Here is a 16,354-nt window from a genome sequence, read left to right as displayed (position 1 = left end):
GCCATGACGAACAAGAGAAGCCTGACCTACAAAGACGCCGGTGTCGATATCGATGCCGGCGATGAACTCGTCGAGCGCATCAAGCCGCTGGCGAAATCCACCCACCGGCCCGGGGTACTCGGCGGCCTCGGCGGCTTCGGCGGCCTGTTTGAAATCGACCTGTCACGCTGGCCGCGTCCGGTACTGGTTTCCGGCACTGACGGCGTGGGCACCAAACTGAAACTGGCCATCGACCTCGATCGCTACGACACGGTCGGCATCGACCTCGTCGCCATGTGCGTCAACGACGTCATCGTCCAGGGTGCCGAACCGCTGTTCTTCCTCGATTACTACGCCTCGGGGCAGTTATCTGTCCCGGTTGCCGAAGCCGTGATCAGCGGCATCGCCGAAGGCTGCCGGCAATCCGGTGCCGCACTGCTCGGTGGCGAGACGGCCGAACTGCCCGGCATGTATGCCGGCAAGGACTTCGATCTGGCCGGTTTCTGCGTCGCCATCGTCAACCGGGATCAGCTGATCGATGGGTCGCAGGTCGCGGCTGGCGATGTGATCCTCGGCCTCGCCTCCTCCGGGCCGCACTCCAACGGCTATTCGCTGATCCGGCGGGTCCTCGAGCAGAGTGACCGCAAGGCCGACTCCGCGTGGGAAAGCACCACTTTGGGTGCGGCCCTCCTGACCCCGACCCGCATCTACGTCCGCTCGCTGCTCGGACTGTTCGCACAGACGCAGGTACACGGTCTGGCGCACATCACCGGCGGCGGCCTGCCCGGCAATGTGGAACGGATCCTGTCATCCGGCGTCGATGCCGTGATCCGCAAGAGCAGCTGGCCACGCCCGGCGCTCTTCAGTTGGCTGCAACAGGATGGCGGCATCCCCGAGGACGACCTGCTGCGCACCTTCAACTGCGGCATCGGCATGACGGTGGTCGTCGCGCACCACGAAGCCGACCAGGTCCAGCAGATACTCGAGCGCTCGGGTGAAACGGTCTACCGGATCGGCGAGATCACCCCGGGCACCGGGCGGGTGGATATCCGCCCGTGACCTCAGCGTCCCGGCTGCAAACCGTCGTACTGGTGTCCGGCAGCGGCACCAACCTCCAGGCCATCATCGATCACGCCGCCAGCGGCAGCCTCGGCATCACGCTGACCGGCGTGATCAGCGACCGGCCAGGCGTACTTGCACTGGAGCGGGCCAGAAAGGCCGGCATCCCCGCACTGACCGTCGATCATGCGCAGGCCGGCAACAGCACGGCTTTCCAGCAGCAGCTCGGTGGCGTGCTGGCGGAACTCAAGCCCGAACTCATCGTGCTGGCCGGATTCATGCGCATCCTCAGCGCCGAACTGGTCAGTGCCTGGGCCGGACGCATGCTCAACGTGCATCCCTCGCTGCTGCCCAAATATCCCGGCCTGCACACCTACCGGCGCGCGCTGGAAGCCGGCGACAGCGTGCACGGATCAACCGTGCACTTCGTGATTCCGGAACTCGATGCCGGGCCCGGCATCCTGCAGTACCGCGTCAAGATCAGACCCGGCGACAACGAGGACTCGCTGCGCGCCCGTGTGCAGCAGGGCGAGTACCTGATCTACCCGCGCGCCATCGCCTGGTTTGCCGCGGGAAGACTGGCGCTGAAGGATGGCTGTACCTGGCTCGATGGCGAGCGGCTCAGGGAGCCGGTGATCGTCGATGAGGTTAGGTCGGGTTAGCGGCAATATAGTCGGCGATGGCGTCCAGATCGTTAAGCGCTGACTCGGTCCAGATTACTTGAGCCATCGGACCATACGGGCCTTGGCTTGCGCGTTGGTCACGACCCGGCCCTCCGCAACAACCATTTCGCCTCGCGCAATGCCCTCAAGCAAAGCCATGCGCTGCTGCATGAACTCGTAGCTTTCCACATCGACGAGATAAGCACTCGGCAGACCGTGCTGGGTAATGAGAATCGGTTCCCTGTCCCGTTCGATATCGGAAAGATGTTCGGTGGCTTGACGCTTGAGGGTGGTGACGAGTTCGGTGCGCATAGCGAGTAATACTCCAGTGGCACTTTTGATTTGGCAAGGACCGCCCCCACTTCATAACGGCTTCACGGTGCCGACTTGTGCGATGGCATACTACCTAACCCGCCAGTAACCTGGCTTGCGGCGATAATGGGCCACAGCCATGACTTCCACGAATTCGCGACGCACTGCGTAGACGATGCTGAAGGGAAACTTGCGCATCGGGAACCGCCGATACCGGCCATGGATCCGTGGCCAGCGTGACGGAGCCTCCGAGATCGCGAACACGGCGGCATCAAGCTCAACAAGAAAGGCCGCAGCAGCGCTGGCGCTGTGTTCGGCATACCACGACCACGCATTGTTCGCTTCCTCCTCGGCACTCGGATGGAAGCGGACGGGAAAGTCAGCCACTTGCGGCGCGCCCGAGACGCTCCCGCACTACCTCCCATGGAATGCTCTGGACAGCGCCGGACTCAAGATTCCTGGCGCGCCGCTCAATCTCCATGCGCCAAGCTTCCTCGACGCCTTCTTCGACCTCCGAATCGAGACTTTCGATGAGCGCTGCGATCAAGTCGGCACGATCCTGCTCGCTTAACGAAAGCGCGCCGCGAAATATGTCATCTCGGCTTGTGGCCATTGTTGAAGAGTACTCTGCCAAGCCCCGTTGGCCAATCGCCAATTGGCCATAAAACGACTGGATTCGTCCCCCCTAGCCGGCGCGTCACCGCGGCGCGATCATCGCCCGGCCAGATGGCGAAACTACTTCGGCCTGTGCAGCGCACAGAGCTTGTTGCCGTCCGGATCACGCACATAGGCCAGGTGCATGGTTAGCGGGAAAGCCGCCTCTCCAGAACCTCGGCAACGTAATTGTTGAGGCTCTTGCCCTCCTTGAGGGCAGCCAGCGCCAGTCGCTCATGCAGTCGGGCGCTCAACCGCAAATTGAATTTTCCGGAGTACTGTTTGCCAGCCATGCCTTCCGGCAACTCTTCGTTGTCGGACTTCGCCTTCGCCACCCACTCGTCGATTACCTCGCAGAGCTCAGCAAAGACCTGCTTCTCGTTCTTTCCGTGGACTCCGCCGAGCATGAGTTCCGGGCACCGCCCCACATAGCATCGATCCTCATCGGACCATTCCACGATCTTCAAATAACGATCTGACGTTTTCATTCAGACACCTGCTCGACAGCTGATTTCACGGCCTTCTCTTGATACGGTTTTGCGTCACTACCTGGGTTGCCGCTGATGGTGATCCGGATACCTTTGGGATGCTTGAAGTTTCGATGACTGCCTTTGCCGCCACAGTCTTCAAACCCGGCGTGCGTGAGTGTTCGCATGAGTTCGCGGATCTTGGGTGGCACGGTCTGATGGTACCACTATGGTACCATTTCGTCCATGCCGCTGACGGCTCGGCGAAACTACTTCGGCCTGTGCAGCGCACAGAGCTTGTTGCCGTCCGGATCACGCACATAGGCCAGGTGCATGGCACCCTGCTTGCCCTCGCGGAGCCCCGGCGGATCCTCGATCGACGTGCCCCCGTGGGCAACCGCCGTGTCATGAAAGCGCCGCACCTGCTCCGGCGAACTGCACTTGAAGCCGATGGTCCCGCCGTTCGCGAAAGTGGCCGGCTCGCCGTTGATCGGTTCGCCGACACCGAAGGTTCCACCGTCGTGCCGATAGAACAGACGGACCTGCCCGGTGCCGTTCATGCTCTGCACGGGCTCGCCCGCGCCAAGCACCCCGAGCACCGCGTCGTAGAAGCGCCTGGACCTTTCGATGTCGTTTGACCCAAGCATCACATGACTGAACATTCGGTTCTCTCCTGAGGCTACGGTGTCGAGTGTGCCGATGGTCAGCGAGCAACCAGCGGCGGTCATTCTCACCGCTACGCCCGCGGCAACGTCACCCCACGCTGCCCCTGATACTTCCCGCCCCGATCGCGATACGAAGTCTCACAAGCCTCGTCCGACTCAAAGAACAGCATCTGCGCAACGCCTTCATTGGCATAGATGCGTGCCGGCAGCGGCGTGGTGTTGGAAAATTCCAGCGTCACGTGCCCTTCCCACTCGGGCTCCAGCGGCGTGACGTTGACGATGATGCCGCAACGGGCATAGGTCGATTTGCCCAGACACACCGTGAGCACGGTGCGCGGGATGCGGAAGTACTCGACGGTGGAGGCCAGCGCGAAGGAGTTCGGCGGGATGATGCAGACGTCGCCTTCCATGTCGACGAAGCTGTTCTTGTCGAAGGCCTTGGGATCGACGATCGTGGAATTGATGTTGGTGAATACCTTGAACTGGCGCGCACAGCGCACGTCGTAGCCGTAGCTCGAGGTGCCGAAGGAAATCACGCGCTTGCCGTCCACTTCGCGCACCTGTCCCGGCTCGAAGGGATCGATCATGCCGTGCTGTTCCGCCATGCGGCGGATCCAGGCATCTGGTCTGATGCTCATTTGCGTCCCTCGACCACGATGGTGCCGAACTTGCCGCGCTGGTCCTTCGGCCGCTGTGCCAGGGCATGGACGGCCTGCCGGGCAATGTCCCGATAACGGTTCGCGAGTACGCCGTCCGGTTCGGCCACGACGGTGGGCCGGCCGCCATCCGTTTCAGCGCGGATCCGGGCATCGAGCGGCAGCTTGCCGAGCAGGGTCACACCGCTTTCCTGCGCCAGCTTTTCGCCGCCGCCACTGCCGAAAATCTCGGTTTCCTTGTCGCAGCAGGGGCAGATGAATGTGCTCATGTTCTCGATGACGCCAAGTACCGGTACGCCAACCGCCTCGAACATCTTCAGACCCTTGCGGGCATCGGCCAGTGCCACGTCCTGCGGCGTGGTGATGATGATTGCGCCCGCCAGCGGCACTTTCTGCGTCAGCGTGAGCTGCGCATCGCCGGTACCGGGCGGCAGGTCGACCAGCAGATAGTCCAGATCGTTCCAGCGTGTCTGGAAAGCCAGCTGCTGCAGCGCCTGAGTGACCATCGGGCCGCGCCAGACCAGCGGCTTTTCCTCGTCGATCATGAAGCCGATGGAACTGACCTGCAGCCCGTGTGCCATCAGCGGCTCGAAGGTCTTGCCGTCGTGTGATTCCAGCGTACGGTTCAAAAGACCGAGCATGCGCGGCTGGCTGGGTCCGTAGATATCGGCATCGAGAATGCCGACGCGGGCGCCTTCACGTGCCAGCGCAAGCGCGAGATTGACCGCCGTGGTTGACTTTCCCACCCCGCCCTTGCCGGAGGCAATCGCGATGATGTTGCGCACATTCGGCAGGGGCGTCAGCATGGCCTGAACGGCATGGATTGCCGGCCGGTTCTCGCTGCGGACCTGCCCGCTTATTTCATCTGGCATAATTCGTGACGGGATTAACAGAATCCCCCTCCTCAAGGCGTGAGAGTGTACCCGATTGATCCGGGCAGACGGCGGGACCTGACGCGCCCCGGGGTTAGGGAATTGGCGGGTTGGGCGGAGTGGTTTCCAGGGGCGTATGAAGTTCTTCAGCACACTGAAGGCCGAGCGTTGCCTTACGCAACTCTCGACCCTGCACGGCTCTGACAGCCCCGAGGCCCACAAGGCCCTGGAAAGCCTGCGCGCCATCGGTCCGGACGCCACGCCGGCGGTGATCGAAGCACTGGCGAGCGTCGACAAGGAACAGGCCGGCGCACTGGTCACCACCCTTGCATCGTACCTGGATGACAAGAGCTTCCCGATGTTCGTCAAGGGCCTCGGCCACAGCAACCAGCAGTGCGTCAGCGGCGTCGCCAAGGCACTGGCGATCTCCACGAGTTATGACACCAACAAGCTGCTGGATTTGCTCGGACGTGACGACATCTTCAAGCCGGCGGTCATCGAGATCCTCAGCGTATCGCGCCGGCGCATCAACCCGCGCGAACTGCTGCGCCGGGCCTATGACCTGGAACCGCAGGAAAAGGCGGCGGTATTCCGCATCCTCGCCGACGTCGCCACGGCAGAACTCGTTCCCGACCTGATCGCCCGGGTCGAGGGCAAGGATGCCTCCGTACGCCTCAACATCATCGAGCTGCTCAGCCGCTTCAACCGGCCGGATGTGGCGCAGGCGCTGGAGCGCCAGCTGAAGGACCGCAACAAGATGGTGCGCAAGGCGGCGCTCGAAGCACTGGCCGCCATGCCCGGCGACCGTGACATCGGCCTGATCTGCTCGCTGCTTGCCGACCCCGAACTCGAAGTGCAGGCCCGCGCCATCGACCTGGTGGTCAAGCTCCGGCACCCCGACACCATGAAGCACCTGGTCGAGGTACTGAAGGATGAGTCGGAGTTTGCGCGACGTTCCGCCGTCGAAGTACTGAACGAAATCGCCGAACCCGACACCATAAAGTACCTGCTGGTCGCCCTTGAAGACGGCGACTGGTGGGTGCGCTCGCGGGCTTCCGACGCGCTGGCCAAGATCGGCGGGCCCAAGGTCATGGATGCCGTTCTGCATCTGGTCAGCGACAAGAATGACAACATCCGCCGCTCGGCGATCGAGATCCTCAACCAGACCAAGGATGAGCGCGCCGTGGATCACCTGATCGGTGCCACCCGCGACAACGACTGGTGGGTGCGCGAGCGCGCCGCCGATGCGCTTGCCGAGATCCGCAGCGTCAAGGCGGCTCCGGCCCTGCTCGAGATGCTGGGCGGCGACCCGCGCTCGGTACCTGCCGCGCTGCGCGCACTCGGACGGCTGGGCAGCGCGGACGTGCTGCCGAAACTTCTGCCCATGCTCGATCGGCCCGAGAAAGACATCCGCATCGAAGCGGTCAACGCCATCGGGCAGCTGGCAAATTCTGAATCCGCGGACACGCTCAAGGAGCGGCTGAAACGGCTGGCCACCGGCGCCGACGAGACCATCGCGCGGGTCGCCGCGCAGGCCATGACGCGCATCGAGAGCATTTCCGGCACCGGCAAGCGGGCACCCGAAGTCGGGACAAACGCCCCTGGCGAGGCGGTCAAGACGCTGCTGGTCGACAATGCGCAGGTCGAGGCGATGGTCAAGAATTTCGACCAGGCCATCCAGCTCGATGTCAGCACGCTCAAGACCGGCGACCTCATCGAGGGACGCTACCGCTACATCGAGAAGATCGGCAAGGGCGCCTTCGGTACCGTGGTACTCGTCGATGACGAGATCGTCGATGAGCGGCTGATCCTCAAGTTCCTCAATCCGAACGTCAGTTCGGACGAGGAAATGATGAAGCGCTTCGTGCACGAGCTGCGTTATTCGCGCAAGATCACCCACCGCAACGTGATCCGCATCTTTGATTTCGTCAGCCTCGGCGGGAACTACGCCATTTCCATGGAGTACTTCCCCTCGCACACGCTGGGCGCGGAAATGACCAGGCACAAGCCCCTGCCCTTCGAGAAATCCAGGGGCTGGGCGCAGGACATCGCCACCGGCATGGCTGTGGCACACCAGGTGGGCATCATCCATCGCGACCTGAAGCCGGCCAACATCCTGATCAACGACGAAGGCCTGCTCAAGATCGTCGACTTCGGCGTGGCAGCGGCCGCGACTTCCGGCGACACGCAGCTCACCAAGACCGGCTACGTGATCGGCTCGCCGAAATACATGGCGCCGGAACAGATCCTCGGCAAGAAGGTCGATCACCGCGCCGATATCTACAGCGTCGGCGTCATCCTCTACGAGATGCTGACCGGCACGCCGCCGTACACAAAGGGTGACCACATGGCCGTCATGTACCAGCATGTGCAGGGCAAGGCCAAACCCTGCGAGGAACTGAACCCGGGTATTCCGCCGGCGCTGGCCGCAATCGTGCGCAAGGCGATGGAAGTGGACAAGCTGAAGCGCTACGGCTCGATGGATGAACTGCGCATTGCCCTGGAGCAGGCCGCCTGATGGCACGCATCGACGCATTCCTCAAGCTCGGGCTCGCGCAGGGCTGCTCGGACATTCACCTCGCTGTCGGCGTGCCGCCGATGCTGCGCATGCACGGCGACCTGATGCCCATCAAGTTCCGCGACCTCGGCGATACGGAACTCGAGGGCTATATCGCCGAGATCCTGACCGCCAACCAGCGCAAGCGTTTCGACGAGGGCCATGACCTCGATTTTTCCTATGTCTCGGAAGACAAGGGCCGCTTTCGCGTCAATGTGTTCCGCAAGGAAACCGGCGTCGGTGCCACCTTCCGTTTCATCCCGGGCGAAGTGCCGACGCTGGAGAGCCTGGATCTGCCGGCCGTGGTGCGCAAGCTCTGCGACCACCACCAGGGCATGATCCTCGTCACCGGCTCCACGGGTACCGGCAAGTCGACCACGCTGGCAGCGATGATCGACCATCTCAACAGCACCCAGAATGCCAACATCATCAGCCTCGAAGACCCGATCGAGTTCATCCACCGCAGCAAGCAGTCGCAGGTCATCCAGCGCGAGCTCGGCACCCATCTGCCCTCCTTCGCCGATGGCATCCGCGCTTCGCTGCGTGAAGATCCCGACGTGATCCTGGTCGGCGAGCTGCGTGACGCCGAGACCATACAGATGGCAATGACCGCTGCCGAAACCGGCCACCTCGTGCTCGGCACCCTGCACACCACCGGCGCGGTGAAGACCATCGACCGGATCATCGATGCGCTGCCCGGCGACATGCGCGAGCAATCGAAGAGCTTCCTGGCCCAGAGCCTGAATGCAGTGATTACCCAGACCCTGGTGAAGACGCCGGATGGCCGGGGCCGCAAGGCAATCGTCGAGATCATGGTCATGACCCGCGCCATCGCCAAGCTGATCATGACCGACCAGACACACCAGATTCCGGCCCAGCTGCAGACCGGCAAGGAGCTTGGCATGCAGATGATGGATCAGGCCCTGCTGGATGCGATCCAGCGCAAGCAGATCGATCCGGACGATGCCTTCCGCTTTGCCACCGACAAGGGGCTGTTCCAGCGCTTTGTCACCGACACCTCGGTACTGCCGAAGTTCGAGGTGGGCAACTGATGAACCAGGTCGACGAGTACCTGAAGCAGGTCATCGTGCGGAACGGCTCTGACCTGCATTTCATCGCCGGCGAACCGCCGCGCGCACGCATCTACGGCGAGCTGGCAATCCTCGCGCCCGAAACCCTGGCAGCATCGAAAGTGGAGGCAGCGCTGCAGGAGATCATGGCGCAGAAGGCACGCGAGGAGTTTCAGCGCCGCGACTCTGCCGATTTTGCCTACGCGCTCGAATCCGTGGCCCGCTTTCGCGTGAATGTGTTCCGGCATGTGGGTGGTACCGGTGCGGTATTCCGTGCCATTCCCTCCCAGGCCAGGACCATCGCCGACCTGAAGATGCCGCCAGTCATCACCCAGCTTTGCAAACAGCCGCAGGGCATGATTCTCGTGACCGGCAAGACGGGTTCCGGCAAGTCGACCACCCTCGCGGCGATGATCGACGAGATCAACCGGAATGTGGCCGGGCACATCCTCACCATCGAGGACCCGATCGAGTTCGTGCACAAGCGTCAGAAGTGCCTGATCAGCCAGCGTGAAATCGGTGTGCACAGCCCCGGATTTGCCGCGGCGCTGCACTCCGCCCTGCGCGAAGACCCCGACGTGATCCTGATCGGCGAAATGCGCGATCTCGAAACGGTCAGCATCGCGGTGACTGCTGCCGAGATGGGCATCCTCGTGATGGGCACGCTGCATACCAACGGTGCAGCCCAGACGGTGGACCGGATCGTCAATTCCTTCCCCACGGACAAGCAGTCCCATGTGCGCACCATGCTCTCGACTTCCCTGCGCGGCGTGATTTCCCAGCAGCTGGTCCCCCGCAAGGGCGAACCGGGACTGGTGGCGGCGCTCGAGATTCTGGTGAATACTCCCGCCGTCGCCAATCTCATCAGGCAGGGCAAGCTCGACCAGCTTGAAAATGCCATGCAGGGCGGCGGGCGCATCGGCATGCGCACAATGGATTCGGCCCTCAAGGACCTCATGGACCATGGCCGGATCAGTGGAAAAACCGCCTATGAAGCCGCTCTCGAAAAACGCAAGTTCGAGGACGTGAAGGAACTCAACTGACCACGCCGCGAAAGATTCTCGTCACCAGCGCCCTGCCCTACGCCAACGGCTCGATCCACATCGGGCACCTGGTGGAATATGTGCAGACGGATATCTGGGTGCGCTATCTGCGCCTCTGTGGCCATGAGGTCACCTATGTGTGCGCGAGTGACGCCCACGGTACGCCGATCATGCTCAAGGCACGGGACGCGGGCATCGCTCCTGAAGTGCTGGTGGAGAATTACCGCAGGGAGCACCAGCGCGACTTTGCCCGCTTCTTCGTCGGTTTCGACAACTACTACACGACACACTCGGAAGAGAACCGCGGATTTGTCGAGCTGATCTACAGCCGGCTTCAGCAGCGCGACCTGATCGAACGGCGCACCATCCAGCAGGCCTACGACGCCGAAGCGCAGATGTTCCTGCCGGACCGCTTTGTACGCGGCGAGTGCCCCGTGTGCGGGGCAGCCGACCAGTACGGCGACAGCTGCGAGAGCTGCGGCGCCACCTACTCGCCCTCCGAGTTGAAGAATCCGCGCTCGGTGGTCTCCGGTTCCGCGCCCGTGCAGAAGGACTCGGAACACTATTTCTTCCGGCTGGGTGCCTTCGAGCAGAGCCTGCGGGAATGGCATGCCGGCGGACATGTACACGAGAACGTGGCCCGCAAGCTCCGGGAATGGTTCGACACCGGCCTGCGGGACTGGGACATCTCGCGCGACGCGCCCTATTTCGGCTTCCGCATTCCCGGCACCGACGACAAGTACTTCTATGTCTGGGTCGATGCGCCGGTCGGCTACATGGCCAGCTTCAGCAATCTGGCCGCCAGTCCGGCCGGACGCGCCCGGGGCCTGTCCTTCGACGATTACTGGAGTCCGGACAGCAGCGCGGAGCTGTATCACTTCATCGGCAAGGACATCCTGTATTTCCATACGCTGTTCTGGCCGGCACTACTGGAGGGTGCGGGCTTTCGCCGGCCCACAGCGGTGCACGTACACGGATTCCTGACCGTAAACGGCCAGAAGATGTCGAAGTCGCGCGGCACGTTCATCGCCGCTGCCACCTATCTCGAACATCTGGATCCGGAGTACCTGCGCTACTACTACGCCTACAAGCTCGGCGCCGGACTCGATGACATCGACCTCAACCTCGAGGACTTTGTCGCGCGCGTCAACGCCGATCTGGTCGGCAAGTACGTCAACCTGGCCAGCCGCTGCGCGGGCTTCATCAGCCAGCGCTTCGATGGCCAGCTCGCCGACATGCTCGATGCACCCGATTTGCAGCAGCGCTTCATCGATGCGGGCAACAGCATCGGCGCCGCGTACGAGAGCCGGGAATTCGGCCGCGCCATGCGCGAAACGATGGCCCTGGCGGACGAAGCCAACCGCTACATCGACGACCGCAAGCCGTGGGTATTGGCCAGGGATCCGCACAGCCTGCCGCGCGTTCAGGCGGTGTGTACACAGGGTCTCAACCTGTTTCGCCTGCTGACGGTCTACCTGAAGCCGGTACTGCCCCGCGTCGCCACACGCGCCGAGGCTTTCCTGGACAGCGGCCCGCTCAACTGGGAAACACGTCTTCAGCCGCTGCTCGGCACGCGTATCGCAGCGTACGAAGCCCTGCTCGTCCGGGTTGACCCGGAGGCGATCTCACGTATGGTAAAAAGCTCCATGGACAGTCCGGCAACCAAAGCCGTGCCGCCTGCAACGGTGAGCACAGCCGATAAACCCGCCACCGGTTCACCGGGCGAAATCGAGCTTGCCGATTTCCAGAAAGTGGATCTGCGCATCGCGACCGTACTCGCGGCCGAGGCCGTCGAGGGTGCCGACAAGCTGGTGCGCCTCACTCTCGATGTCGGCAGCGAACAGCGTACCGTGCTGTCCGGCATCAAGTCGGCCTATGCGCCGGCAGACCTGGTCGGCAGGCAGGTGATCCTGGTCGCCAACCTGAAGCCGCGCAAGATGCGCTTCGGCATTTCCGAAGGCATGGTGCTGGCTGCGAGCGGCGATGCCGGACTGTTCCTGGTGGGCCCCGACAGCGGTGCAGCCGCGGGCATGCGCGTGAGCTGATGGCCGAGCTGCTGCTCATCGCAGTCGGCGCCGCGACGGTCAACAATTTCGTACTGGTTCGTTTTCTCGGCCTCTGCCCGCTGCTCGGCGTGGGTTCGAGGCTCGACAGCGCCGCCGGCATGTCGCTCGCGACGGGCTTCGTGCTGACCGTCACCGCGGGCCTCAGTTACCTGCTGGACCATTGGGTGCTGGTGCCGCTCGATCTCGGCTACCTGCGCATCATCAGCTTCATCCTGCTCATCGCGGGGACCGTGCAGCTGGCCGAACTGGTCATTCGCCGCCGGCACGCCCTGCTGCACCGCCTGCTCGGCATGTACCTGCCCCTGATCACGACCAACTGCGCCGTGCTGGGCGTCGCCCTGCTGAATGCCGGTACCGCAGACAGTCTGGCTGCAGCGCTGGCCATGGGTCTCGGCGCCGGGCTCGGTTTTGCCCTGGTCATGCTGCTGTTTGCCAGCCTGCGCGAGCGCCTGGAAAGCGCGGAGGTTCCACAAGCCTTTCGGGGTCCGGCCATCGCACTGGTCACGGCCGGCATGATGTCGCTGGCCTTTCTCGGTTTCGCCGGGCTGATCCGCGTCTGACCGCCGATGGTACTCGGAGCTGGCCTGCTGACTGCGCTCGCCATGGTCATTGGCATCCTGCTGGCGCGCGCTTCGGCAGCTCTGCAAGTCGACGATGAATCCGGAATCGAACGCATCAATGCCCTGCTGCCACAGACCCAGTGCGGACAGTGCGGCTATCCCGGATGCCGGCCCTATGCCGAAGCCCTGCTCCAGGGCACCGCCGGGACCGATCAATGTCCGCCCGGCGGCGAGTCCACGGCGCGTGCGCTCGCCCGCTTGCTCGGCAGCCGTGGCCCGCAACGCATGCCAGTGGCGCCGGCCGCCGGAATTGCCGTCATCGATGAGCCTGCCTGCATCGGCTGCGCGCGCTGCATCGAGGTTTGCCCGGTGGATGCAATCATCGGCGCCGCGCAGTTCAGCCACACGGTGATCGCTGCCGACTGCACCGGCTGCGAACTCTGTATACCGGTCTGCCCGGTGGATTGCATCCGGCTCGATCCACTTCCCGGTCATTCGACGCAGCCCGCTCCGGCATGAGCGATCCCGTCGTCTGGAATGCGCAACCGCGTCGTCCGGCCTGGGGCGTGCGCACGCCACGGCGCAAGACGCTGGCGACTCAGGCACCGATCCTGCGCGCGCCGCCGCCGGCCCGCGTGACCATCCCGCTGGTCGGCGGTGCCGGCACCAGTGCGCAGCCGGTCGTGGTCCCCGGACAAAGCCTGCACTGTGGCCAACCCGTCGCCACGCCGACGGCTGCAGGCCACCCCTGCATCCACGCCAGCATCGCCGGTCGGGTCAAAGACATCGGTCTGTATCCGGTGGCCGGCAGCGCACAGCCCGTGCCCTGCATCGTCATCGAGCGCAGTGAGCGCGAAACATTCTGGGATGGCTATCCTGTACAGCCTGAGGCCAGCTCGCTGCCCACAGCGGAAATCCGCCGCCAAATCGCTGCGGCCGGCATCGTCGGCCTCGGTGGCGCGCTGTTTCCGACCGCCGCGAAGCTGGACTCCGCCGGCCAGGCGCCGCTGCTGTTGCTGAACGGCGCGGAATGCGAGGCCTATATCAGTTGTGACGACATGCTGCTGCGCGAGCGTGCCGAGCGCGTGGTCGCCGGCGGACGCATCCTCTCTGCCGCGATCGGTGCGGAACTCTGCGTCATCGCCATCAAGACCGACATGCCGGAAGCGCGCCGGGCACTGCTGGACGCAATGGAGGCAGCGGCTGATCCGCGCATGGTCATATCGACGGTGACGGCCAAGTATCCGGCCGGCGGCGAACGGCAGCTCATCGAGCTGGTCTTCGGCCGCGAAGTTCCGGCCGGCGGACGGCCGGCCGACATCGGCATCATCTGCCAGAACGTGGGCACCGCTGCTGCGGTCGCTGATTTCTTTCTGGATGGACGACCGCTGATCTCGCGCATCGTCACGGTGACCGGGGGCGGTATCGCGACGCCTTGCAACATCGAGGCCCGCATCGGCACTTCCGTCGCCGATCTCGTACAGCTGGCCGGTGGCTATGCCGGGGCACCGGAACGGCTGATCATGGGCGGCCCGATGATGGGCATTGCGCTCGCCGATGACGAATTGCCAATCAGCGCCGCGACCAACTGCGTGATCGCAGCGACCGCCGGGGAACTCGGCGAGGCGCCTGCCGAACTGCCGTGCATCCGCTGCGGACTCTGCGTTGAAGCTTGTCCGGCGGCACTGATGCCACAGGAACTGCTGACGGCGGTACGCGACGAGAATACAGCGCGACTGGAGAGCCTTGGCATCAGCGAGTGCATCGAGTGCGGTGCCTGTGATTACAGCTGCCCCAGCCATATTCCACTCACGGCACAGTTCCATGCCGGCAAGCGCCTGCTGGCGAATGCGCAGTTGTCCCGCCGGCAGGCGAGCATCGCCCGCGCCCGATTCGAAGCGCGAAACCGGCGGCTGGCTGACGAGAACCGCGCCCAGCCGGAAAATCCGCCGGACGCCGATGCTCTCCAGACCCTGCTGGCCCGCACGCGCCCGCGCACTCCCGAAAGGCCCGACTGATGCGCTTTGCAACCGCACAGCCACCCCAGTGGCCGTCGCCATCGAGCGTGAGCGGCATGATGCGCATCGTGATCCTCGCGCTGCTGCCAGCCATCATGGTGAGCGCGTGGTTCTATGGGCCGGGCGTGTTCTTCAACATCATCATCGCTGTCATTGCCGCACTGGGTACCGAGGCGATCGCACTGCGCCTCCGGCAAAAACCGGTCACCGCAACACTCGGCGACGGCAGTGCGCTCGTCGCCGCGCTCCTGTTCGCCTTCTCCCTGCCGCCGCTCTGCCCGTGGTGGGTGACGGCAAGCGGCATGGTCTTTGCGATCGGCCTGGTCAAACACGCCTATGGCGGGCTCGGTTACAACCTGTTCAACCCGGCGATGGCGGGCTACGTGCTGGTGCTGGTTTCCTTTCCTGACCTTATGACCGGCTGGCCGGCGCCCGATATCGGCGATCTGGATTATCAGCGGCCGGGAATCGGCGCAACGCTGCAATACTGTCTTACCGGCCAGTTCCCCGATGCGCTGACGCTCGATGCCATCGCGCGCGCAACCACGCTCGACAGCGTGCGCGCAGGGCTCGGTGCCATGCGCACGATGGACGAGATCCGCATGAATCCGGTATTCGGCGATTTCGGCGGTGCCGGCTGGGAATGGGTGAACAATTTCGTCGCCATGGGCGGCGGCGCCCTGCTGCTGCTCGGGATCATCCGCTGGCATATACCGGCTGGCGTGCTCGGCGGCCTGCTGGGCATGGCGAGCTTCGTGTGGCTGCTCGATCCGGAAATCAGTCCATCCCCTGCCTTCCACCTGTTCAGCGGCGGCGCGATACTCGGTGCCTTTTTCATCGCCACCGATCCGGTCTCCTCGCCGACCACTGCGCGCGGGCGGCTCATCCATGGCGCGGGCATCGGCATGCTCACCTACATCATCCGTACCTGGGGCAGCTATGCCGATGGCATCGCCTTCGCGGTGCTGCTCATGAACATGACGGTACCGTTGATCGAGCGCTGGACGCGGCCGCGCATCTACGGCAGGTCTGCGTGATGGCACAACAGGAGACGGAAATCAGCCCTCCGGCATCCGCGCGGCGTGCGGGCTGGCGCGCTGCACTCAGTCTTGCCGGTTTCGCGGCGCTGGTCGGGCTGGTCGTTGGTCTTGCCTGGGACACCACACACGAGCGCATCGCCGACAATGAAGCGCGGCGCGTGCTGGACGAACTGACCACGATTCTCCCCCCGGCGCTCTATGACAATGAACCGCAGCTGGACGTCATCGCACTGGATCTGCCTGGCGACGAGCCGCGCCAGGTCTGGCGCGCCCGGCGCAACGGCGAGCCTGTGGCCGCAGTGCTCACCAGTCTGGCGCCCGATGGCTATTCCGGCCAGATCAGGCTGCTGGTTGCAATTGCCATCGATGGAAAGCTGCTCGGCGTGCGCGTGGCAAGTCACAGTGAAACGCCTGGCATCGGTGACGCGATCGAGGCACGAAAATCCGCATGGATCGGCAATTTTTCCGGGCACTCGCTGACTGATCCGGAAGAAAGCCGCTGGCGGCTGCGCAAGGACGGCGGCGACTTCGACGCGATCAGCGGCGCAACGATCAGCAGCCGCGCGGTCGTCGCGGCAACCCGCCGCGCCATGCAATACTTCGGCCTGCATCGCGAGCAGATCTTTGCAGCACCGGCGACAGCGACTGAAGGCAAGGCACGGCAATGACTCCGG

At 63.9% G+C, this 16,354-nt stretch carries 19 protein-coding genes; 11 read left to right on the top strand and 8 right to left on the bottom strand.

Features of this window, described 5'->3' with window-relative positions:
• Positions 1-3: 3 nt before the first annotated feature.
• A complete protein-coding gene (locus tag H6979_00865) occupies positions 4-1,038 on the top strand; it encodes a phosphoribosylformylglycinamidine cyclo-ligase (protein ID MCP5138398.1) in 1,035 nt (344 codons plus the stop codon).
• Positions 1,035-1,700 (top strand): phosphoribosylglycinamide formyltransferase, encoded by a 666-nt coding sequence (locus tag H6979_00860; GenBank protein ID MCP5138397.1) that lies wholly within the window; start codon positions 1,035-1,037, stop codon positions 1,698-1,700. Before H6979_00865 ends, H6979_00860 begins: the two co-directional genes overlap by 4 nt.
• A gap of 54 nt (positions 1,701-1,754) precedes the next feature.
• Here the strand turns inward: H6979_00860 and H6979_00855 are convergent, their stop codons facing one another.
• From H6979_00855 to apbC, 8 genes are all read right to left on the bottom strand, one after another.
• Positions 1,755-2,012: a type II toxin-antitoxin system Phd/YefM family antitoxin gene (locus H6979_00855; protein ID MCP5138396.1), complete on the bottom strand. Its 258-nt coding sequence runs from the start codon at positions 2,010-2,012 to the stop codon at positions 1,755-1,757.
• A 90-nt stretch (positions 2,013-2,102) separates the two neighbouring features.
• Positions 2,103-2,399 carry a type II toxin-antitoxin system RelE/ParE family toxin gene (locus tag H6979_00850; protein MCP5138395.1) on the bottom strand — a complete coding sequence of 99 codons (297 nt, stop codon included), beginning with the start codon at positions 2,397-2,399 and terminating at the stop codon, positions 2,103-2,105.
• Positions 2,392-2,625, bottom strand: coding sequence for an addiction module protein (locus H6979_00845; protein ID MCP5138394.1), 234 nt, complete (start codon positions 2,623-2,625; stop codon positions 2,392-2,394). The genes H6979_00850 and H6979_00845 overlap by 8 nt, the downstream gene beginning before the upstream one ends.
• 190 nt (positions 2,626-2,815) lie before the next feature.
• Positions 2,816-3,154, bottom strand: a complete 339-nt coding sequence (locus tag H6979_00840; protein ID MCP5138393.1) for a toxin-antitoxin system HicB family antitoxin — start codon at positions 3,152-3,154, stop codon at positions 2,816-2,818.
• A complete protein-coding gene (locus tag H6979_00835; GenBank protein MCP5138392.1) occupies positions 3,151-3,345 on the bottom strand; it encodes a type II toxin-antitoxin system HicA family toxin in 195 nt (64 codons plus the stop codon). Before H6979_00835 ends, H6979_00840 begins: the two co-directional genes overlap by 4 nt.
• Before the next feature lie 57 nt (positions 3,346-3,402).
• A complete protein-coding gene (locus H6979_00830; GenBank protein MCP5138391.1) occupies positions 3,403-3,795 on the bottom strand; it encodes a VOC family protein in 393 nt (130 codons plus the stop codon).
• Between the two features lie 74 nt (positions 3,796-3,869).
• Positions 3,870-4,436, bottom strand: a complete 567-nt coding sequence (locus tag H6979_00825; protein ID MCP5138390.1) for a dCTP deaminase — start codon at positions 4,434-4,436, stop codon at positions 3,870-3,872.
• Positions 4,433-5,326 carry an iron-sulfur cluster carrier protein ApbC gene (apbC, locus tag H6979_00820; protein MCP5138389.1) on the bottom strand — a complete coding sequence of 298 codons (894 nt, stop codon included), beginning with the start codon at positions 5,324-5,326 and terminating at the stop codon, positions 4,433-4,435. Before apbC ends, H6979_00825 begins: the two co-directional genes overlap by 4 nt.
• A gap of 136 nt (positions 5,327-5,462) precedes the next feature.
• On the opposite strand from apbC, the gene H6979_00815 reads away from it, so the two are divergent.
• Genes H6979_00815 through rsxG form a run of 9 tightly spaced genes read left to right on the top strand, consistent with a single transcriptional unit; the run spans position 5,463 to position 16,348 of the window.
• On the top strand, positions 5,463-7,844 hold the full coding sequence (locus H6979_00815) for a HEAT repeat domain-containing protein (GenBank protein MCP5138388.1): 2,382 nt from the start codon (positions 5,463-5,465) through the stop codon (positions 7,842-7,844).
• Positions 7,844-8,935, top strand: coding sequence for a PilT/PilU family type 4a pilus ATPase (locus H6979_00810; GenBank protein MCP5138387.1), 1,092 nt, complete (start codon positions 7,844-7,846; stop codon positions 8,933-8,935). The genes H6979_00815 and H6979_00810 overlap by 1 nt, the downstream gene beginning before the upstream one ends.
• Entirely contained in the window at positions 8,935-9,996 is a 1,062-nt protein-coding gene (locus H6979_00805) for a type IV pilus twitching motility protein PilT (GenBank protein ID MCP5138386.1), read from the top strand. The genes H6979_00810 and H6979_00805 overlap by 1 nt, the downstream gene beginning before the upstream one ends.
• Positions 9,993-12,041 (top strand): methionine--tRNA ligase, encoded by a 2,049-nt coding sequence (metG, locus tag H6979_00800; GenBank protein MCP5138385.1) that lies wholly within the window; start codon positions 9,993-9,995, stop codon positions 12,039-12,041. The genes H6979_00805 and metG overlap by 4 nt, the downstream gene beginning before the upstream one ends.
• Positions 12,041-12,622: an electron transport complex subunit RsxA gene (rsxA, locus tag H6979_00795; protein MCP5138384.1), complete on the top strand. Its 582-nt coding sequence runs from the start codon at positions 12,041-12,043 to the stop codon at positions 12,620-12,622. Before metG ends, rsxA begins: the two co-directional genes overlap by 1 nt.
• Positions 12,623-12,628: 6 nt before the next feature.
• A complete protein-coding gene (locus H6979_00790) occupies positions 12,629-13,141 on the top strand; it encodes an RnfABCDGE type electron transport complex subunit B (protein ID MCP5138383.1) in 513 nt (170 codons plus the stop codon).
• Positions 13,138-14,640 (top strand): electron transport complex subunit RsxC, encoded by a 1,503-nt coding sequence (gene rsxC / locus H6979_00785; protein ID MCP5138382.1) that lies wholly within the window; start codon positions 13,138-13,140, stop codon positions 14,638-14,640. Before H6979_00790 ends, rsxC begins: the two co-directional genes overlap by 4 nt.
• Positions 14,640-15,677 (top strand): RnfABCDGE type electron transport complex subunit D, encoded by a 1,038-nt coding sequence (locus tag H6979_00780; protein MCP5138381.1) that lies wholly within the window; start codon positions 14,640-14,642, stop codon positions 15,675-15,677. Before rsxC ends, H6979_00780 begins: the two co-directional genes overlap by 1 nt.
• Positions 15,677-16,348, top strand: coding sequence for an electron transport complex subunit RsxG (gene rsxG, locus H6979_00775; protein ID MCP5138380.1), 672 nt, complete (start codon positions 15,677-15,679; stop codon positions 16,346-16,348). The genes H6979_00780 and rsxG overlap by 1 nt, the downstream gene beginning before the upstream one ends.
• Positions 16,349-16,354 lie beyond the last annotated feature (6 nt).

The sequence above is a fragment of the Chromatiales bacterium genome (assembly GCA_024234935.1).
Lineage (GTDB): Bacteria > Pseudomonadota > Gammaproteobacteria > Steroidobacterales.
This window is presented reverse-complemented; position numbering and strand designations above follow the sequence as displayed.